Source organism: Variovorax sp. CAN15 (assembly GCF_030462475.1).
In the GTDB taxonomy this organism is placed as follows: Bacteria; Pseudomonadota; Gammaproteobacteria; order Burkholderiales; family Burkholderiaceae_C; genus Variovorax.
Genome location: NZ_JASMRZ010000006.1, coordinates 113,628 through 131,718 on the forward strand (window position 1 = coordinate 113,628; position 18,091 = coordinate 131,718).

18 protein-coding genes and 2 tRNA genes are annotated in these 18,091 nt (G+C 68.8%); 13 read left to right on the forward strand and 7 right to left on the reverse strand.

The features are described 5' to 3' along the window. The first annotated feature begins 22 nt into the window (after window positions 1-22). The 8 genes from QMO14_RS07315 (at window position 23) to QMO14_RS07350 (ending at window position 6,605) form a co-directional block, all read left to right on the forward strand. The gene (locus tag QMO14_RS07315; protein WP_301505711.1) at window positions 23-1,114 is read left to right on the forward strand and encodes an FAD-dependent oxidoreductase; all 1,092 of its coding nucleotides are present in this window, start codon (window positions 23-25) and stop codon (window positions 1,112-1,114) included. Next, on the forward strand, window positions 1,111-1,314 hold the full coding sequence (thiS, locus tag QMO14_RS07320) for a sulfur carrier protein ThiS (protein WP_301505712.1): 204 nt from the start codon (window positions 1,111-1,113) through the stop codon (window positions 1,312-1,314). The genes QMO14_RS07315 and thiS overlap by 4 nt, the downstream gene beginning before the upstream one ends. An 18-nt stretch (window positions 1,315-1,332) precedes the next feature. After that, entirely contained in the window at window positions 1,333-2,145 is an 813-nt protein-coding gene (locus tag QMO14_RS07325; RefSeq protein ID WP_301505713.1) for a thiazole synthase, read from the forward strand. Continuing rightward, window positions 2,142-3,077: a thiamine phosphate synthase gene (locus tag QMO14_RS07330; protein ID WP_301505714.1), complete on the forward strand. Its 936-nt coding sequence runs from the start codon at window positions 2,142-2,144 to the stop codon at window positions 3,075-3,077. The genes QMO14_RS07325 and QMO14_RS07330 overlap by 4 nt, the downstream gene beginning before the upstream one ends. A gap of 5 nt (window positions 3,078-3,082) precedes the next feature. Continuing rightward, window positions 3,083-5,242, forward strand: a complete 2,160-nt coding sequence (locus QMO14_RS07335) for a TonB-dependent siderophore receptor (RefSeq protein WP_301505715.1) — start codon at window positions 3,083-3,085, stop codon at window positions 5,240-5,242. A gap of 49 nt (window positions 5,243-5,291) precedes the next feature. Beyond that, window positions 5,292-5,367 (forward strand) — tRNA-Asn (locus tag QMO14_RS07340). Window positions 5,368-5,532: 165 nt separating this feature from the next. After that, window positions 5,533-5,608, forward strand: a tRNA-Asn gene (locus QMO14_RS07345). Window positions 5,609-5,744: 136 nt separating this feature from the next. After that, window positions 5,745-6,605: a GyrI-like domain-containing protein gene (locus QMO14_RS07350; RefSeq protein ID WP_301505716.1), complete on the forward strand. Its 861-nt coding sequence runs from the start codon at window positions 5,745-5,747 to the stop codon at window positions 6,603-6,605. A 6-nt stretch (window positions 6,606-6,611) separates the two neighbouring features. Here the strand turns inward: QMO14_RS07350 and QMO14_RS07355 are convergent, their stop codons facing one another. Further along, on the reverse strand, window positions 6,612-6,929 hold the full coding sequence (locus QMO14_RS07355; protein ID WP_301505717.1) for a YnfA family protein: 318 nt from the start codon (window positions 6,927-6,929) through the stop codon (window positions 6,612-6,614). A 325-nt stretch (window positions 6,930-7,254) separates the two neighbouring features. Between QMO14_RS07355 and QMO14_RS07360 the strand changes: the two genes are divergently transcribed. Both QMO14_RS07360 and QMO14_RS07365 read left to right on the forward strand, forming a co-directional pair. Further along, window positions 7,255-7,656 carry a GreA/GreB family elongation factor gene (locus tag QMO14_RS07360; protein WP_301505718.1) on the forward strand — a complete coding sequence of 134 codons (402 nt, stop codon included), beginning with the start codon at window positions 7,255-7,257 and terminating at the stop codon, window positions 7,654-7,656. Between the two features lie 261 nt (window positions 7,657-7,917). Continuing rightward, entirely contained in the window at window positions 7,918-8,811 is an 894-nt protein-coding gene (locus QMO14_RS07365; protein WP_301505719.1) for a CsgG/HfaB family protein, read from the forward strand. A 32-nt stretch (window positions 8,812-8,843) separates the two neighbouring features. Here the strand turns inward: QMO14_RS07365 and QMO14_RS07370 are convergent, their stop codons facing one another. Then, window positions 8,844-9,248, reverse strand: coding sequence for a GFA family protein (locus tag QMO14_RS07370; protein ID WP_301505720.1), 405 nt, complete (start codon window positions 9,246-9,248; stop codon window positions 8,844-8,846). 105 nt (window positions 9,249-9,353) lie between these two features. Between QMO14_RS07370 and QMO14_RS07375 the strand changes: the two genes are divergently transcribed. From QMO14_RS07375 to QMO14_RS07385, 3 genes are all read left to right on the forward strand, one after another. Further along, a complete protein-coding gene (locus QMO14_RS07375; protein WP_301505721.1) occupies window positions 9,354-10,343 on the forward strand; it encodes a YafY family protein in 990 nt (329 codons plus the stop codon). A 125-nt stretch (window positions 10,344-10,468) separates the two neighbouring features. Continuing rightward, entirely contained in the window at window positions 10,469-11,155 is a 687-nt protein-coding gene (locus QMO14_RS07380) for a response regulator transcription factor (protein ID WP_301505722.1), read from the forward strand. A gap of 1 nt (window position 11,156) precedes the next feature. Then, window positions 11,157-13,028, forward strand: a complete 1,872-nt coding sequence (locus QMO14_RS07385; RefSeq protein ID WP_301505723.1) for an ATP-binding protein — start codon at window positions 11,157-11,159, stop codon at window positions 13,026-13,028. A gap of 16 nt (window positions 13,029-13,044) precedes the next feature. On the opposite strand, the gene QMO14_RS07390 is transcribed toward QMO14_RS07385, so the two are convergent. The 5 genes from QMO14_RS07390 to QMO14_RS07410 all read right to left on the reverse strand — a co-directional run bounded on the left by QMO14_RS07390 (window position 13,045) and on the right by QMO14_RS07410 (window position 18,018). Then, entirely contained in the window at window positions 13,045-13,347 is a 303-nt protein-coding gene (locus tag QMO14_RS07390) for a hypothetical protein (protein ID WP_301505724.1), read from the reverse strand. Between the two features lie 131 nt (window positions 13,348-13,478). After that, on the reverse strand, window positions 13,479-14,963 hold the full coding sequence (locus tag QMO14_RS07395) for a DegQ family serine endoprotease (protein WP_301505725.1): 1,485 nt from the start codon (window positions 14,961-14,963) through the stop codon (window positions 13,479-13,481). Window positions 14,964-15,074: 111 nt separating this feature from the next. Beyond that, window positions 15,075-16,427 (reverse strand): ATP-binding protein, encoded by a 1,353-nt coding sequence (locus tag QMO14_RS07400; RefSeq protein WP_301505726.1) that lies wholly within the window; start codon window positions 16,425-16,427, stop codon window positions 15,075-15,077. A 109-nt stretch (window positions 16,428-16,536) separates the two neighbouring features. Next, window positions 16,537-17,196 carry a response regulator gene (locus QMO14_RS07405; RefSeq protein ID WP_056518096.1) on the reverse strand — a complete coding sequence of 220 codons (660 nt, stop codon included), beginning with the start codon at window positions 17,194-17,196 and terminating at the stop codon, window positions 16,537-16,539. A gap of 51 nt (window positions 17,197-17,247) precedes the next feature. Next, complete coding sequence (locus tag QMO14_RS07410; protein WP_301505727.1) at window positions 17,248-18,018, reverse strand: IclR family transcriptional regulator C-terminal domain-containing protein; 771 nt, start codon at window positions 18,016-18,018, stop codon at window positions 17,248-17,250. Between the last annotated feature and the right edge of the window lie 73 nt (window positions 18,019-18,091).

Genomic DNA, 18,091 nt, shown 5'->3' on the forward strand with positions numbered 1-18,091 from the left:
GGCGACGCGAAGGAGCCCTGGCATGAGCCTTCCTTTCGACTCGGTAGCCATCCTCGGCGCGGGCCTCATGGGCCGGCTGATGGCGGTAACGCTCGCGCAGGCCGGATGCAAGGTCGATGTGTTCGAGGCTGGCAGCGCCGAGGCCGAAGGCGCTGCCGCGCGCGTGGCCGCCGCCATGCTGGCGCCGCTGGCCGAATCGGCGGTGGCGCCGGTGTCTGTCGTGCGCATGGGGCAGCACGCGCTGTCGCGCTGGCCGGAGCTTCTCGCGCCGCTGGCACAGCCCGTGTTCTTCCAGCGCGAAGGCACGCTGGTGCTCTGGCACCGGCAGGATGCCGCCGAGGCCACGCGGCTCGCGCGTGTGCTCGCGAACACCGGCGCGCAGGTGCCCGAGCTGGCGCCGATGCAGTCCGTCGACGCCCGCGCGATCGCCACGCTGGAACCTTCGCTGGGCCAGCACTTCGCGCAGGGCCTGTTCCTTCCGGGCGAAGGCCAGCTCGACAATCGCGCGTTGCTGGCCTCGCTGCTCGCCACGCTCGAGAGCAGCTCTCGCGTAGCGCTGCACTGGCAATCGCCACATGCGCCTTCGGACTTCTCGCCAGGCGCGGCCGGCCAGCCCGACTGGGTGATCGACTGCCGCGGCCTTGGTGCCCGCCCGCAGTGGAACGCCCTGCGCGGCGTGCGCGGCGAGGTGATCCGCGTGCATGCGCCCGAGGTGAGCCTGCAGCGCCCGACGCGGCTCGTGCACCCGCGCTATCCGCTCTACATCGCGCCCAAGCCGGGCAACCTGTTCGTGATCGGCGCGACGGAGATCGAGTCGGACGACATGTCGCCCGCCAGCGTGCGCTCCACGCTGGAACTGCTGAGCGCCGCCTATGCCGTGCACAGCGGCTTCGCCGAGGCGCGCATCGTCGAGATCGCGACGCAGTGCCGCCCCACGCTGCCCGACAACCTCCCCGCCCTGCGCCTGCCGCAGCCGCGCGTGCTGCAGATCAACGGCCTGTACCGCCACGGCTTCATGATCGCGCCCGCGATGCTCGACGCGGCGATGGAGATGCTGACGCAGGGCCGCTCGTCCCTCGCGAAAGGCTTCGGCATGGAGGCCCACGACACATGACGATGAACATCCTGATCAACGACAAGCCCTTCACCCTGCCCGACCAGGCGACGTTGACCGACGCGCTGACGGCGCTGGAGGCCACGCCTCCCTTCGCGGTAGCCGTGAACCGCGAATTCGTGCCGCGCTCGGCCTACGCGTCGCGTGCGCTGCAGCCCGATGACCGAGTCGAAGTGATCCGCCCCGTGACGGGCGGCTGATAGATGGAGACAACAGAAATGACGACCACGAACGACCCCTTGGTGCTCTACGGCGAGACCTTCCAGAGCCGCCTGCTGCTGGGCACCGCGCGCTATCCCTCACCTGATCTGCTCGAAGCCGCCGTGAAGCGCGCGAAGCCGGCGATGCTGACCGCCTCGCTGCGCCGGCAGACGGCCAACCAGGGCTCGGGCAACAGCGAGCTCGGCAACGGCTTCTGGGAACTGCTGCGCAAGCTCGCGGTGCCGGTGCTGCCCAACACCGCCGGCTGCCACAGCATTCAGGAGGTGGTCGCCACCGCGCAGATGGCGCGCGAGCTGTTCGACACGCCGTGGATCAAGCTGGAGCTGATCGGCGACGACTACACGCTGCAGCCCGACACGCTGAACCTCGTCGAAGCGGCTTCGCAGCTGATACGAGAGGGCTTCAAGGTGCTGCCCTACTGCACCGAGGACCTGGTGCTGTGCCAGCGGCTGGTCGACGTCGGCTGCCAGGCGGTGATGCCATGGGCCGCGCCCATCGGCACCGGCCGCGGGCCCGTCAACCCGTATGCGCTGCAGGTGCTGCGCGACCGGCTCAAGGTGCCGATGCTGGTGGATGCGGGCCTGGGCCTGCCATCGCATGCCTGCCAGGTCATGGAATGGGGATACGACGGCGTGCTGCTGAACACCGCTGTCGCGCTGGCGCAGGACCCGGTCGCGATGGCCGGCGCCTTTGCCGACGCGGTGCAGGCCGGGCGCGATGCGCATCGAGCCGGCGCCATGGCCGCGCAGGACGCCGCGCAGCCGAGCACTCCGGTGCTGGGCACGCCTTTCTGGCATCACGAATCATGAGCAGCGCACTCGATTCGGGCGCTGTCGCTCAGGCCATCGTCGCGGCGCACGGGTTGCGCTTCGGAGCCATCACGTCGGCGCCGGTGAGCGCGCCGAGCTTTTCCTCGGACGATCCCGTCTACCGCGGCGCCAAGCGGGCGTGTTCCGCGCTCGGTTTCATCGAGATCGACGCCGAATGCCTGGCCCTCGCATGGACCGCGCAGACACAGCGCCTAAGCAGCTTCGATGCTGCGTTGTGGCCCGACGCGCCGGAGGACTTCGGCATGCGCCCCTTTCCGCCCACCGCGCGCGACGACGCATTTCCGCCCTGCCCAGAACGGCTCGGCCTCTATGCCGTGCTGCCCGATGCGCAGTGGGTCGGTCGCATGGCGCGCGCGGGTGTGCCGACGGTGCAGCTGCGATTCAAGTCGGACGACAGCGCGGCCATCGAGCGCGAAGTTCAAGCGGCCGTCGAGGAGGTGCGAGGTACCGGCGCGCTGCTCTTCATCAATGACCACTGGCGGGTCGCCATCGCGGCCGGTGCCTACGGCATCCACCTCGGCCAGGAGGATCTCGACGCGCTCTCGCCAGACGAACTGACGCAACTTCGCGCCTCCGGCCTGCGTCTTGGCGTCAGCACGCACGGCTATGCGGAGATGGTGCGCGCCGACAAGGTGAGCCCGAGCTACATCGCCATGGGTGCCGTGTACCCCACCACGCTCAAGAAGATGGCGACCGCGCCGCAGGGCGTGGCGCGGCTGGGCGCCTATGCGCGGCTGCTGCGCGGCTATCCGCAGGTCGGCATCGGCGGCATCGACGCGGTGCGGCTGCCACAAGTACTGGCGACCGGCGTGGGCTCCGTCGCCGTGGTGCGGGCGCTTGTCGCGGCCGACGACCCGGAGGCCACGGCCGCGCAATGGATCGCGGCCGTCGATGCCGCCACCGGCAAATGAACAGAATGAAAAAGACCGAGCTCCCTTCCACTTTCTCCCGCCGACATCGGCTCTCGCCTGTTTTGCGTGCGCTGGCCGTGGCTCTCTTCACCGCGGCATGCTCATCGCATGCGCAGCAGCAGTCCGCGCTGCCCGAGATCACAGTCAGCGAGGGCACGGCCGCGCCACAGGCCGACGTGAGCGGCTTCGGCGACGTGCCGCTGCGCGAGCTGCCGATCTCGGCCACGGTGATCGACAGCAAGCAACTGCAGGCCAGCGGCGCGCGCCGGCTCGCCGATCTGACGCGGTTCGACGCCTCGGTGACCGACGCCTATAACTCCGCGGGCTACTGGGACTACCTCACGGTGCGCGGCTTCGTGCTCGACAACCGCTTCAACTACCGGCGCGAGGGCCTGCCGATCAGCGCCGAGACATCGATTCCGCTCGACAACAAGGAACGCGTCGAGATCCTGCGCGGCACCAGCGGCATACAGGCCGGCACCAGCGCGCCGGGCGGGCTGGTCAACTACGTGGTGAAGCGGCCCACCGAGCAGGACCTGCGCACGGTGCGCATCGAGACCACGAGCCGCGGCAGCATGCTCGGTGCCGTCGACCTCGGCGGGCGCTTCGGCGAGAACCGGCAGTTCGGCTACCGCATCAACGTTGCGAGCGAAAACCTCAAGCCGCTGACGCACAACCTCGACGGCAACCGCAACCTGTTCTCGCTTGCTGCCGACTGGCGCATCACGCGCGACTCGGTGCTGGAGTTCGAGATCGAGCAAAGCCGCAAGACGCAGCCCAGCCAGAACGGCTACAGCCTGCTGGGCAGCGTGCTGCCGCCACCGGTCGATCCGCGCATCAACCTCAACAACCAGCCGTGGTCGCAGCCCTCGGTGTTCAAGGCGCTGACGGGCACGCTGCGCTTCAGCCAGGCGCTGAACGCCGACTGGCGCTGGAGCGCGCAGATCGGCCAGCAGCGGCTGAAGAGCGACGACCGCCTGGCTTACGCCTTCGGCTGCGGCGCCGAGGGCAACTACGACCGCTACTGCTCCGACGGCACCTTCGATGTCTACGATTTCCGCAGCGACAACGAGCGCCGCACGTTGACGGCCGGCAGCCTGAATCTCAAGGGCAACGTGATGACGGGCAGCGTTCGGCACGAACTCGGCTTCGGGCTGCTGCAAAGCCGCGTGCGCAACCGTTTCGACAACCAGGCCTACAACTACGCGGGCACCGGCAACATCTGGGGCACGGCCATCGTGCCGCCGGCTCCGGATGCCACCACGCCGCAGACCAATCGCGACGAGCGATCGACCGAGTTCTCGGTGCAGGACGCGATCCGCTGGAACGACCGCTTCACCACCTGGCTCGGCGCGCGCCACACGCGGCTCGACCGCAGCAGCATCGGCAACGACGGCTCGAACCCGACCGGCTACAAGCAGGACGTGACCACGCCGTGGATCGCGGCGAGCTACGCCATCCAGCCGGGGCTGCTGGCTTATGCGAGCTGGGGACGCGGTGTCGAATCACAGGTTGTGCCGAACAGGGTCTCGCAGTACAGCAACGCGGGGCAGGCACTGCCCGCGCTGCGCTCGCGGCAGTGGGAGCTGGGTATCAAGGGCGGCAGCGACGCCTTCAACTGGCAGCTTGCATGGTTCGACATCTCGCGGCCGCTGACCAACATGGACCTGTGCAGCGGCTTGTGCGAGGTGCGCAACGACGGCAAGGCGGTGCATCGCGGCCTCGAAGCTGGGGCACAGTGGAACCAGGGACCATGGCGCATCGGCGGTGGCGTGACGCTGATCGATGCCAAGCGGCGCGGGAGCACGGCCAATCCGGCGCTCAACGGGCAGTCGCCGACCAATGTGCCCAAGCAGGTGCTGCGCGCGCAGACGGCGTATCGCTTCGCGTCGGTGCCGGGACTCGAGGTGGCGGGACAGCTGTCGTACGAAGGCCGCCGCAACGTGCTGCCCGATGGCTCGATCACCCTGCCCTCGTGGACGCGCGTGGACGCCGTGCTGCGCTACGACACGAAGTTGCGCGGCGCGAACGCGAGCTGGACGCTGTCGGTCGACAACCTGTTCGACCGCCGCTACTGGAAGGAATCGCCCTACCAGTTCGGCCATGTCTACCTGTTCCCCGGCGCGCCGCGCACGCTGCGTCTTGGGCTGAGCGTCGCGCTTTGAGAGCGTTGTCGGGAAGCCGCAAAAAATAACGCTATAATCTAAGGCTTGTTCCTCGATAGCTCAGTCGGTAGAGCGCCGGACTGTTAATCCGTAGGTCCCTGGTTCGAGCCCAGGTCGAGGAGCCACTACAAAGCCGCAAGGCCTCTGGATGCCCCGCTACTCACAAGGTAGCGGGGCATTTCATTTGTGGTGTTGCACGGTGTTTGTTGCAGCCAATCGTCGCATCGATGCAAAAAATGCAGCCGCGCGGCCAGGATCGGCAAATCCATTGCATATAATTTAAGGCTTGTTCCTCGATAGCTCAGTCGGTAGAGCGCCGGACTGTTAATCCGTAGGTCCCTGGTTCGAGCCCAGGTCGAGGAGCCACCATCAAGCCGCAAGGCCTCTGAAGAGCCCGCTGTCTTTCCGGACAGCGGGCTTTTTCTTTTGGCCGGTCTGCTGCGCCGCGATCTGCGCAAAGTCGGCTAAGTGGCACTCGCACGAAAGGCGCACACTCGCGCGCATGGAAAGCAGCCGCCGCATCGAGCAGGACTACCGCGCCCGCGTGGCGCGCGCCGTCGCGGCCATCGTTGCCGATCCGATGGCGGAGCACCGGCTCGAAGATCTCGCGCGGCTCGCGCACTTCTCGCCCTTCCACTTCCACCGCGTCTACGCAAGCGTGGCCGGGGAAACGGTGGCGGCCACGGTCCGCCGCGTACGACTGGCGCTTGCTACCCGGCTGCTGGAAGCCGGCGACCAGAGCATCACCCAGGTCGCGCTGGCCGTGGGCTACGAGAGCCCGCAGGCCTTCACCCGCGCCTTCGGCCAGTTCACCGGACAGTCGCCGCGCGCCTTCCAGCAGAAGATGGTGCGGGCGATCCTCGACGTCGATGCGTTGCCGCAGCCTGGTGAAAGCATCGCCGCGCCGGCCGTGCGCATCGTCGAGCACCCGACGCGACGGCTTCGCGCACTGCGGCACCAGGGGCCGTTCTCCACGATTCCCCATACGCATCGGCGGCTGCGCCAGCATGCAGGCTCCGCGCGCATCTCGCAGCGCTGGGGCGCCTCGTTCGGCGACCCCGAGAGCGGCGCAGGCTACAGCTATTACGCAGCGGTGGACTCCCCCGATCCCTGGCCGGACATCGCCGACGTGGAGATGCTCGACATTCCCGGCGGCTGCTACGCGGCGCATCGCCTCGCAGGCCCGTACTCGCAGATCAATGCCGCCGTGCGCGCGCTCTACATCCGGTGGCTGCCCTCCAGCGGATACGAGCCCGACGACCGGCCCACCCTGGAGCACTACCTGAACTCGCCCCGGCAGGTCGCGCAGCCGGAGCTGCGCACCGATCTGCTGATCCCGATCCGCCGCGCGATTGCGGTATGAAGCGCGCTACCGCGGCTGGAAGGCGATGAGCCCCATGCCTGCGAGACACACCGCCACGCCGGCCATGTCCCATGTCGTCGGCCTGATGCCATCCACCGCCCAGAGCCACGCGATCGCCACGCCGATGTACACCCCGCCATACGCTGCATAGACACGCCCCGCCGCCGTCCCGTGCAGCGTGAGCAGCCAAGCGAACAGGGCCAGGCCGATCGCCGCGGGCACCAGCAGCCATGCGGAGCGGTCCTGCTTGAGCCAGAGGTACGGCAGATAGCAGCCGACGATTTCCGCGAGCGCCGTCGCGACATAGAGAAAAAAGGTCCGCATCCGTCGATTGTGCGGCGCAGTCCGCGCCGCGCTTACCGGCAGGACACGCGGGGCCATTGCTTGATGGGCCCGTGGTGCATCCCTACACTCGCGCGCATGGCCCGTTCGTTCCACTCCCGCAAACACGCTGCGCTCGAAGCAGCGCGTGCCGGTGTCGTGGCGACCATGGCCGCCTACCGACGCACCTGCGCACTTTCCTGAGCCCGGCGGTCCGCTACCCTTCCTACTGATGCGCGAACCATTGACCGCCGGGCGCCCGCCGCGCGGTCGCGTCGCCGTTCATTCCCATCGTTCCTGACGGCGCCGCACTCAATTGGAGTGCCTCATGCTTGCCACCATTCACGGGGAGCGCACGCTCACCGAACTCGACTTCGTCCGCCTCGGCAAACTGGCGGACCACCAGCTTCCTCCCGCGCTCGCCGAACTGCTCGACGCGGCGGACGTGCTGCCCTCGCGCGAAGTCCCGCCGGACCTCGTGACGATGAATTCCCGGGTCGAGATCGAAGACCTGGCCACGGGCCAGCGCCAGCAGATCACCCTCTGCTACCCCGGCGACTCGCAGCCGGGCGCGGGTTTCGTCTCGGTGCTGTCGCCCGTCGGCGTCGGCCTGCTGGGCGTGAAGGCAGGAACACTCGCCTGCTGGCGGATGCCCAACGGCGTCGAGCGCTCGGCACGTGTGGTTGCAGTGCTCTTCCAGCCGGAGGCCAGCGGCGACTACACACGCTGACGTCGATGCCTCGGCTCATCGGTGCCTGATCACCGCATTGGCGCGGTCCTTGACGCGGTCGATGCGTCGCGCTCACGGAGCTCGTGTCGACTGCCATGACTTTCGGCACTGGCGCGCCGGATTCCCGGGTCGTATCGTCGCGCGGTCGCCGGCGGCGCGTCGAATCGGGAGGTCATACAGGCCGGGGCAACTCCATCTTCGATCTCGACAAGTGACGTCCGCAGCGGGCGCCGCATTCTTTTTCACTTGACTGATCCGGACATGGCTTTTTCCAAACTCTCTCTCGCAAGCGCACTCGCCGGCCTGCTGGCCCTTTCGGGCTGCCAGACCATGGACATGCAAATGGGCAGCCAGTCGGCCAAGACCGTGGCCACCGGCAGCGCGGCCGGCAGTGCCACCGCCGGCGAAAGCAGCCAGCTCGAGCGCTGCGACTCGCCTCTGGGCACCGTCTCGCTGATCGAGAACGTGAACGCAGGCTGGTACACCATCCTCACAGGCGAATACAAGCTGCCTCCCACCGCCAACCTGCTGCGCCTGCTGGTGCAGCAGTCGAACTGCTTCGTGGTGGTCGAGCGCAGCGCCGCCGGCATGAACGCGATGACGCGCGAGCGCGCGCTGATGCAGTCGGGCGAGATGCGCGGCGGCAGCAACTTCGGCCGCGGCCAGATGGTGGCCTCCGACTACGGCCTGTCGCCCGAGATCGTGTTCAGCAACAGCGATGCCGGCGGCCTGGGCGGCGCGCTCGGAGGCCTGGTGGGCGGCGGCCGTGGCCGCGCCATCGCCAGCCTCGGCGCGAGCCTGCAGACCAAGGAAGCCAGCGCACTCCTGACGTTGATCGACAACCGTTCGGGCGTGCAGGTCGCCGCCTCGGAAGGCAGCGCGTCGAAGACCGACTTCGCGGGCTTCGCCGGCCTGGGCGGCCTCTCCGCCGCCGGTGGCATTGGCGGCTACACCCGCACGCCGCAGGGCAAGGTGATCGCGGCGGCCTTCATGGACGCCTTCAACCAGATGGTCCGCTCGCTGCGCAACTACAAGGCGCAGACGGTTCGCGGCCAAGGCCTTGGCGGCGGCGGTCGCCTGGGCGTGGATGGCGGCGCGGCACCGTCGCAGACCTACGTGCCGTCGGAGAAGGCTCCGGCCCGCCGCCGCAGGTAAGAAGGCAGCCCTCGACGGCCGACCCGCCTCGCTCAGAGGTAGCGCGTCTCGGCCGGTACCTCGAACCAGTTGTTGTTGCGCCCGTCCATGTACCGGACGGGCGCCGTCGACAGTTCCTCCAGCGTCACGTCGTCCAGGCAGTTCACCGCGACGCTCACGTAGGCGCCACCGATCTCGGGCACGTTGCCGCGCCCGAACGAGCGCACACCGCAGCCGCTGCAGAAAAGCCATTCGGTGCTGTGCGAGTTGAACTGGTACAGCGACAGCGCCTCCTCCCCCGACAGCAGCGTGAAGGCATCCGGCTTCACGATCGCGCCCCATGCTCGGGTCTTGGTGCAGATCGAGCAATTGCACTTGCCCGTGCCCTCGGCAAGATCGATCAGGGCCTGGAAGCGGACCTTGCCGCAATGGCAGCTGCCGTTGTACGTCTTCTTCATGGGTCTTCGTCCTGTGTTCCGCTGTGCGGAGGTGGTTGAGGGAAGACCCGAGGCTACGGCCCATTGCGGACAGATCCTGTCCGCGATCGCGTGCATGATGCACGCATGCTGTCTGCCACCGCACGCCTGATCCGGCTTCTTTCCCTGTTCCAGGCGCAACGCTCCTGGACAGGCGCCGACCTCGCCGCCCGGCTCGAGATCACCGAGCGCACATTGCGCCGCGACGTCGATCGCCTGCGCAGCCTTGGCTACACGGTCGATTCCACCTCCGGCGTGGCCGGCGGCTACCGGCTGGGCGCGGGCACCGCGATGCCGCCGCTGCTGCTGGAAGACGAAGAGGCCATCGCCGTCGCGCTCGGCCTGGGCAACCCCGTAGGCGCCTCGGGCGACATCGAGAACGCCTCGATGCGCGCGCTGGCCAAGCTCGAGCAGCTGATGCCGCCGCGCCTGCGCCGCCGGCTCGACAGCGTCCGTTCGTCGGTGGTGCCGGTGATGCACGACAAGTCGCCGGTGCGCCTGAAGGCCGTGACCTTCCTCGCCGAAGCCTGCACCGACCGGCTCGAACTGCGCTTCGGCTACCGCGACCACCACGACGCACTTACCGAGCGCATCGCGCAGCCGCATCGCGTGGTGCAGACAGGACGGCGCTGGTACCTGCTGGCCTGGGACGTGGCGCGCGAGGACTGGCGCACCTTCCGCCTCGACCGCATCGTCGAGCCCGCGCCCACCGGCGAGCGCTTCACGCCGCACCGGCTGCCCCACGGTGATGTGGCGGCCTACATGGAGCATGCGCTGAAGGTGTCGCCCTACCTGCACCATGCGCAGGTCGTGGTGCACGCGCCCGTCAAGGCGCTGGAGCCCTACCTCGGCTGGGTCGGCGGCACGCCGCAGGCCATCGGAGACAGGGCCACGCGCATCGCCACCGCCGCCAACTCGCTCGACGCGCTGGCCGTCTGGCTGGGCTGCCTGCCGCACGATTTCGAGGTCGAATCGCCGCAGGAACTGGTCGAGCACATCGCGCTCGTGGCCGGGCGGCTCGACAAGGCCGCATCCCATAAGCCACCGAAAGCGGTGGGCCGCCTCCCCCGTATATAGGATGGGCAGCAAGCGGGCAGCCCCCTACCCTTTGCGTCATCAGAAACCCAGGCCTTTCTCCCCATGCGCCTCATCACAACGTCATGCATGAGCGCATGCAGCTTCTCCACAGGCCCGGTCCACGCATGATGGCGGAAACACAGGTCGCCCTCGTCGAAGACGACACCGGCATGCGCGAGCGCATCTCGCGCGTGGTCGATGCTGACCCCTCCCTGAGCCTGGCCTACAGCGCCACCAACGCCAGCGACATCCTGCACTGGCTGGTCGACAACCCGGTCGACGTGCTGCTGGTGGACCTCGGCCTGCCCGACCGGCCCGGGCTGCAGGTGATCAGCCAGTGCCGCAACATGCAGCCGGCCTGCGCGGTGATGGTGCTTTCGATCTTCGGCGACGAGGCCAACATGGTCCAGGCCTTCGAGGCCGGCGCCAGCGGCTACCTGCTGAAGGATGGCACCGAGGCCGATCTCGCCACCCACATCCGCCACCTGCGCGCCGGCGGCTCGCCGATGTCGCCGGTCATCGCGCGCAAGCTGCTGCGCCGCTGGCAGGCGCACTCGGGCGGCGCGCCCAGGGAACAGGCCGCGGCCAAGGCGGCCGGCACCCCGACGGTCGCGCCCGAGCGCCTGTCGCCGCGCGAGTTCGAGGTGCTCGATCTGGTCTCTCGTGGTTTCACCTATGTCGAAGTCGGGGTGCAGATGGGAGTCTCGGCCTCGACCGTCCAAACCCATATACGCAATATCTACGGCAAGCTGGATGTGCACAACAAGTCGGAAGCTGTGTTCGAGGCCCGCAACCTCGGCTGGCTTCCCTAGCGTGACCGCTGGCGGCTTCGGCCGCCTGCTGCTCGCCGCCCTGTGCCTGTGGCTCGCAGCGGCCCTGGCGGGCACTCGCGCCGACGCGGCCGAAACGCCCGACGCCTTCGACGTGGCCACGGCCGAAGCGGTGCTCGAACCCGACGGCCTGCCGGCGCAGCGACGCCGCGTGGAACTGCCCTTCCGCTGGGACCACGAGTTCCCCGGCCGCGGCGGCAAGGCCACCTACCGCATCGAACTGCCCGCTTCCGCGGTGCCGGCCGGCAAGCCTGCGGCCCTGCTGCTCTCGGGCGTGGGCAACCAGGTCGCAATCTCGTTCAACGACGCACTGGTGGCCAGCTACGGCACGCTGGGCGTGCCGAACTACGACGCGTCCAAGAGCAACCTGCTGGTGCCGGTGCCGGCCGTGCTGCACCAGGCAGGCCAGCCGCAGTCGCTGGTGGTGCGCGCCACCATCCAGCGCCAGCGCGGCGCGGGGCTGGCCAGCATCGACTACGGCCCCGAGGCGTCGCTGGCGGCGGTCTACCGCGCACGGCAGAACTGGCGCAACACCTCGGCCATCGTCTACGCCGTCAGCCTGCTGCTGATGGGCGGCATCGCGGGCGGGCTGTGGCTGCGCCAGCGCGACGCGCTCTATGGCTGCTTCGCGCTGGCCGCGCTCTCCGGGGTGGCGCGCAACCTCGACCGAGTTTGGCCCGACGTGGCCGTTCCCTGGCCGCTGTGGGGCGCGATCGTGGCGGTCTGCTACGCCTGCCACATCGGGCTGATCGCGCGCTTCGTGCTGCTGGTGCTGGAGCGCAACCCGCCGTGGCTGGTGCGCTCGATCTACACCGCGCTCGCGCTGTCGGTCACGCTGGCCTGTGCCTCCTTCGCGTTCGCACTGCCACTGCTGTGGACCGCCGGACTGGTCATCCTGCAATGCATCAGCATCATCTGCCTGCCCTACGTGGTGTACGGGGCGCTGGTGGACCGGCGGCGCATCGCGGGCGTGCTGATGGCGGCGGGCACGCTGGCCATCCTGGCCGGCGCGCACGATCTGCTGCTGGTGCGCATGGGCCTCTTCGGCGGCGCCTACTACACGCTGACGGCGCACGCGATGTTCTTCTTCGTGATGATCCTGGCGGGCCTGGTGGTGGAGCGCTACAGCCGCACCGTGGCCGACTACCGCGCGCTCAACGCCAATCTCGCGGCCCGCGTGGCCGAGCGCGAAGACCAGTTGCGCAGCGCATTCGACACCATGCGCCAGCAGCAGCAGGAACAGGCCGTGCTGCTGGAGCGCCAGCGCATCATGCGGGAGATCCACGATGGCGTGGGGTCGCAGCTGGTGGGTCTGCTCAACGTGGTGACGCAGGCCCGGCCCGACCGCGCCGTGATCGAGGAGCACGTGAAGCTCGCGCTCGACGAGATGCGCATGGCCGTCGACTCGCTGCAGCCCACGCACGACGACCTGGCCACCGTGCTCGCCACGCTGCGCTACCGCCTGCAACCCCGGCTCGACGCGGCCGGCATCGAGCTGGTGTGGGACGTGGAAGTGATCCCGCAGCTGGAACCCTTCGCCGCGCAGGCGGCTCTGCAGTTGCAGCGCATCCTGCTCGAGGCTTTCACCAACGTGCTCAAGCACGCCGGTGCCACGCGCATCGTGATGCACGCGAGCTGGCACGGGAATGAATCGCCCGCCCTGGTGCGCATCATGCTCACCGACAACGGGCGCGGCCTGCCTTCGGCGCCGGACAACGGCGGAAGAACGGGTCACGGCATCGCCAACATGCGGGCGCGCGCGCAGTCCATCGGCGCACGGCTGCAGATCGAGAAGATGGACCCGGAAGCCGGCGGCACGCGCATGCAGCTCGACTGGCCCTGCTCCCCGGCCTGAAGCGCTGCCCGGTCGGTCAGCGCAAGGCAAAGGCCAGCGTCACGGCGCCCAACGCCAGCAGTGCGAGGCCGGCGATGAAGATCATCTCGCCCCACGCCTCCAGCTTCGCGCCCGAACTGTGCGAGCGCATCGAGATGAAAGACAGCAACGCGCTGGCCAGGAAGACCAGCGCGTCGAGCGCGAGCAGGCGGTCGATCAGCAGCCGCATGTCGTCGCGCGGCCCGAGGTGCCCAATGGACATCACCGTCATGCACACGCCGATCATGGTGGCCGACGTGGGCAGAATGTGCGCCGAGAGGCTCTGTGCAGATGACGTCATGAAGGCGGCGGTTCTGAAGTCCCGGATTGTTCGTGGAACACCGAGGAACCGGCTTTGCCGGGCCTCAGGTGCTGCACCCGGTAGGGGGTTGGCGAAGCGGCACGAAGTGCCGCGCAGCCTGGGGGGCGAGTTCAACCGATACGCACCGGCACGAAGATCTTGTCTTCGCCGCGCTGGATCAGCAGCGCCACCGACTTGTTGCTGGCCTTCGCCACCACCTCGCGCACCTGCTCCACGCTCTGCGCGGGCGTGCCGTTGATGGCCAGCAGCACGTCGCCCGCCTGCACCCCGGCCTGGGCCGAGGGACCGGCCGCATCCTCGATCAGCAAGCCGTTGTCGACGGAGGCTTCGCGCTTTTCCTGCGGCTGCAGCGGACGCAGCGCCAGGCCCAGCTTGCCCTTGCCCACGTCGGTATCGGCTTTCGCGACCTTGGCGGGCTTGTCGCTCGCATCGCCGAGCTTGGCCTGCAGTTCCTGGCGCTCGCCCTGGCGCCACACTTCCAGCGTGACCTTCTTGCCAGGAGCCTGCTGGCCGATCACCGCGGGCAGGTCGCCCGAGGACACGATGGGCTGGCCGTCGACCTTGCGGATCACGTCGCCCGCCTTCAGGCCGGCCTTGTCGCCGGGGCCGCCCTTCTCGATGTTCGAGACCAGCGCGCCTTCGGGCTTGTCGAGCTTGAACGAATCGGCGAAGGCCTGGTTCACTTCCTGCACCGCGATGCCCAGGCGCGCATGCTGCGCCTTGCCGGTGGCGACGATCTGGTCCTTCACCTGGATCGCCACGTCGATCGGGATCGCGAACGACACCCCCTGGTAGCCGCCGCTGCGGCTGTAGATCTGCGAATTGATGCCGACCACCTCGCCGCGCGTGTTCAGCAGCGGGCCGCCGGAGTTGCCGGGGTTCACCGCCACGTCGGTCTGGATGAAGGGCACGTAGCTGTCGTCGGGCAGCGAGCGGCCCTTGGCGCTCACCACGCCGGCCGTGACGGTGTTCTCGAAGCCGAAGGGCGAGCCGATGGCCAGCACCCATTCACCGACCTTCAGGTCCTTGGTGTTGCCCAGCGCGAGCACCGGCAGGTTCTTCGCGTCGATCTTCAGCACCGCGATGTCGGTCTTGGCGTCGGCGCCCAGCACCTTCGCGCGGTATTCCCGGCGGTCGGTGAGCTTGACGGTGACTTCCTTCGCGTCCTTCACCACGTGGGCGTTGGTGATGATGATGCCGCTGGGATCGACGATGAAGCCCGAGCCCTGCGCGCGCACCGGCACCTCGCGCTGCTGTTGCTGGCCGCGCGGATTCATCTGGCCCTGGAAGCGGCGGAAGAACTGGAACATCGGATCGTCGGGATCGATGCCCTGGATCTCTGCGGCCGCCTCGTCGTCGGAGGCCTTCATGGTGCCGGTCACGCTGATGTTGACCACGGCCGGGCCGTCGCGCGAGGTGATGGTGGAGAAGTCGGGCAGCGTGACCATGGCCGCGGGCGCGGTGGCGACGGCGTTGGTGGTCGGGGCACCCACGGCGCGGGCGCTGGTGTAGGCGCCGGCACCGACGGCACCGATCAAACCCGCGCTCGCCAGGGCGATGGCCAGGGCACGGGGAGAAGTCAGACGTGAGTTCATTTGTCGGTTCCTTTCAAGGCGTATGGACGCAAAACGATGAAAGGAATGTCGCGGGTCTGACTTAAGCGCCGCTTAAACGAAGGCGAGCGCCGGTTTCCGGCTTTTGGCTTCTCACCCTCTCCCAGAGGGAGAGGGAGCAAAGACCACACGCACCCGCAGCCCACCGAGATCCGGTGACTGCTCCAGCACCACCGTGGCCCCGTGCAGGTCAGCGATCGACTTGACGATGGCCAGCCCCAGGCCGCTGCCGGGCGCCTGGGATTCCCCCGAGCGGTAGAACCTGTCGAGCACCCGCTCCCGCTCCTCGGGTGGCAGGCCCGGGCCACTGTCGTCCACGGTGAGTTCGGCCCTGTTGCCTTTGCGTGCGATGCCGATGTCGACCCGGCCCTCGACCGGCGTGTACTTGATCGCGTTCTCCAGCAGGTTGCGCAGCAGCATGCGCAGGGCTTCCGACTGGCCGTTCACCACCGCCGCCTCGTCGGCATGCGCGATGCCGATGTCGATGCCGCGCGCCTGCGCGGCCGCCACCGCGTCGGACACCGCGAGCCGCGCGACCTCGGACAGGTCCACCGGCTCAGGCTTCGCGCCTGCCGCCATGCTGGCTTCGTGACGGGCCAGCGCGAGCATCTGCTCGACCAGCCGCGTGGCGCGATCAATGCCCGCCACCAGCCGGCTCACGGCCAGTTCGCGCGAGGCATCGTCGGGCGCGCGCTGCAGGCCTTGCACCTGCAGCTTCAACGCGGCCAGCGGCGAACGCAGTTCGTGCGCGGCATCGGCGACAAAGTGCTTCTGCGCATCGAAGGCATGGCGCACGCGGCCGAAGAGCAGGTTCAGCTCCTGTACCAGCGGGCGAACCTCGTCCGGCAGGTTCTCGTCGCTGACCGGGGAGAGATCGTCCGCCTGCCTCAAGGCCACCTGCCTGCGCACCCGCGCCACCGGCGCGAGCGACCGGCTCACCACCCACCACACGACCAGCATCAAGAGCGGCGCCATGAGCGCCACCGGCGCGATGGTGCGCAGCGCCAGCGTGCCGGCCATGTGGCGGCGCGCCGCCATGTCCTGAGCCACCTGGATCACCAGGCCGCGCGTCTGCATCGAGAACACGCGGTAGGTGGTGCCCCGCGCGTTCACGTCGGCGAAACCCAGCACCGCGAGCTGGGGCAGCGCGGCCTGCTCGGCCGATTCGAAGATGCGCACGCCATCGGCCGTCCATACCTGCACGACGAATTCGAAGTTCTGCTCGGCCGCACCGAGCCCGCCCACCGCGGCGCTCGGCGGCAGGCCGGCGCGCAGCGACAACGCCATCTGCTGCATGTGGTAGTCGAAGATGTCGTCCGCCTCCGCGAGCACCGTGCGGTAGGCCACCAGCGCCTGCGCCCCCGCGGCCAGCACGATGGCTGCGAGCAGGAACCACAACAGCCGCGCGCGCAGGGAGCCGGTCAGCGACCCGATGCCCCTGCTCATGCAAGCCCCCTTCGCGGGACGGCACGGAACCGGCTTTGCCGGGCCGTGGACGTCGCCTCCGGCAGGGGGCAGGAGAAGCGACAAGAAGTGCGCGAAGCCTGGGGTCGAGTCATAGTTTCGGCACCATGTAGCCGACGCCGCGCACATTGCGAATCAGCTCTGCGCCGAGCTTCTTGCGCAATCCGTGCACGTAGACCTCGACGGCGTTGCTGCTGATCTCGTCCTTCCAGCTGTAGAGCTTCTCCTCGAGCTGCGCGCGCGACAGCACCATGCCGGGCCGGGCCAGCAGCGGCTCCAGCACGGCCCACTCACGGGCCGACAGCACCACAGGCTGGCCGGCCACCGTGACCTCGCGCGTGGCCGGGTTGATGCTCACGCCCATGTGCTCGTACACCGGTTCCGCACGCCCCGCCGCGCGGCGCAGCAGGGCCCGGATGCGCGCCAGCAGTTCGTCGAGGTCGTAGGGCTTGAGCACGTAGTCGTCGGCGCCGGCGTCCAGGCCTTCGATGCGCTGCTGCACCGAGTCGCGCGCCGTGGCGATCAGCACCGGCATGCGCTGCTTGCGCGCGCGCAGGTTGCGCAGCACCTCCAGGCCGTCGCGCCTGGGCACGCCGAGGTCGAGCATCACGAGGTCGTATTGCTGGGTGCGCAGGGCCGATTCGGCGGCCTCGCCGTCTTTCACCCAGTCCACTGCGTATTGCTCGGCGCGCAGCAGGTCGAGCACCGCTTCGCCGATCATCACGTCGTCTTCGAGGAGTAGGAGTCGCATGGTTGTGTCCGTTTCGGGGATTCGAGGCGCGGGCCGCTGCCAAAGTTCAGATCAGAGAAGCGAACGGACTTCCCGCGCAGCCTCGAAAAGCAGCGGCAGCATCTCGCGCTGCAGCGCGTCTTCCTGGTAGCGCGAACCCGAGAGCACCACGTTGAGCGCGGCCACCGTGCGGCCCTGCATGTCGCGCAGCGGCACCGCCAGTGCCTGCACGCCAAGCTCGTGCTCCTCGCTGGCAAAGCAGTAGTCGTCCTTGCGCGCGCGGGCGATCAGCTGACGAAGGCCGCGCGCCTGCGTCACCGTGCGGGGCGTGAGCCGTGCGAGATGCCGGCCCTTGAGCCACTGCGTGAACTGCGTCGGCGCCATCGCGGCCAGCAGCACGCGGCCGGTGGAGGTGGCATGCGCGGGCAGCCGCGCGCCCAGGTGCAAGCCGTAGGCCAGCACGCGCGTCGGCGTGCCATAGCTGCCGCTGCGTGCGACGATGACCACCTCTTCCCCATCGAGCACCACGGCCGAGAACGACTCGCCCGTCTGCGCCGCGAGCCGGTTCAGCGTGGGCTGCAGCGCGCGCGGCAGGCGGGAAGACGCGAGATAGCTGCCCGAGAAGCGCAGCACCTTCGGAGCCATCCAGAAATAGCTGCCGTCGGTTTCCAGGTAGCCCAGGTGGGCCAGCGTCAGCAGGTGACGGCGGGCGGCCGCGCGCGTGARGCCGGCGCGCTCGGCGGCCAGCGTGGCGTTCAGGCGCTGGCGCTCGGTGTCGAAGCTTTCGAGCACGGCCATGCCCTTGGCGATGCCCTCGATGAAGTCGGCCTTGGCGATGCTCATTCTTCGGTGCGGTTCGTCGTCTGTGGAAGTGTTGCGCGATGATCGCGCACGCATTCGCATGATCGCACACAGC

Excerpts from the sequence above, each read along its gene's own strand:
- QMO14_RS07325 (WP_301505713.1), top strand. The coding sequence starts at position 1,333 with ATGACGACCACGAACGACCCCTTGGTGCTCTACGGCGAGACCTTCCAG.
- QMO14_RS07315 (WP_301505711.1), top strand. The coding sequence starts at position 23 with ATGAGCCTTCCTTTCGACTCGGTAGCCATCCTCGGCGCGGGCCTCATG.
- QMO14_RS07365 (WP_301505719.1), top strand. The coding sequence starts at position 7,918 with ATGGCTTTTTCCAAACTCTCTCTCGCAAGCGCACTCGCCGGCCTGCTG.
- QMO14_RS07395 (WP_301505725.1), bottom strand. The coding sequence starts at position 14,963 with ATGAACTCACGTCTGACTTCTCCCCGTGCCCTGGCCATCGCCCTGGCG.
- QMO14_RS07380 (WP_301505722.1), top strand. The coding sequence starts at position 10,469 with ATGATGGCGGAAACACAGGTCGCCCTCGTCGAAGACGACACCGGCATG.
- thiS (WP_301505712.1), top strand. The coding sequence starts at position 1,111 with ATGACGATGAACATCCTGATCAACGACAAGCCCTTCACCCTGCCCGAC.
- QMO14_RS07330 (WP_301505714.1), top strand. The coding sequence starts at position 2,142 with ATGAGCAGCGCACTCGATTCGGGCGCTGTCGCTCAGGCCATCGTCGCG.
- QMO14_RS07375 (WP_301505721.1), top strand. The coding sequence starts at position 9,354 with ATGCTGTCTGCCACCGCACGCCTGATCCGGCTTCTTTCCCTGTTCCAG.
- QMO14_RS07390 (WP_301505724.1), bottom strand. The coding sequence starts at position 13,347 with ATGACGTCATCTGCACAGAGCCTCTCGGCGCACATTCTGCCCACGTCG.
- QMO14_RS07370 (WP_301505720.1), bottom strand. The coding sequence starts at position 9,248 with ATGAAGAAGACGTACAACGGCAGCTGCCATTGCGGCAAGGTCCGCTTC.
- QMO14_RS07405 (WP_056518096.1), bottom strand. The coding sequence starts at position 17,196 with ATGCGACTCCTACTCCTCGAAGACGACGTGATGATCGGCGAAGCGGTG.
- QMO14_RS07335 (WP_301505715.1), top strand. The coding sequence starts at position 3,083 with ATGAAAAAGACCGAGCTCCCTTCCACTTTCTCCCGCCGACATCGGCTC.
- QMO14_RS07360 (WP_301505718.1), top strand. The coding sequence starts at position 7,255 with ATGCTTGCCACCATTCACGGGGAGCGCACGCTCACCGAACTCGACTTC.
- QMO14_RS07355 (WP_301505717.1), bottom strand. The coding sequence starts at position 6,929 with ATGCGGACCTTTTTTCTCTATGTCGCGACGGCGCTCGCGGAAATCGTC.
- QMO14_RS07350 (WP_301505716.1), top strand. The coding sequence starts at position 5,745 with ATGGAAAGCAGCCGCCGCATCGAGCAGGACTACCGCGCCCGCGTGGCG.
- QMO14_RS07400 (WP_301505726.1), bottom strand. The coding sequence starts at position 16,427 with ATGAGCAGGGGCATCGGGTCGCTGACCGGCTCCCTGCGCGCGCGGCTG.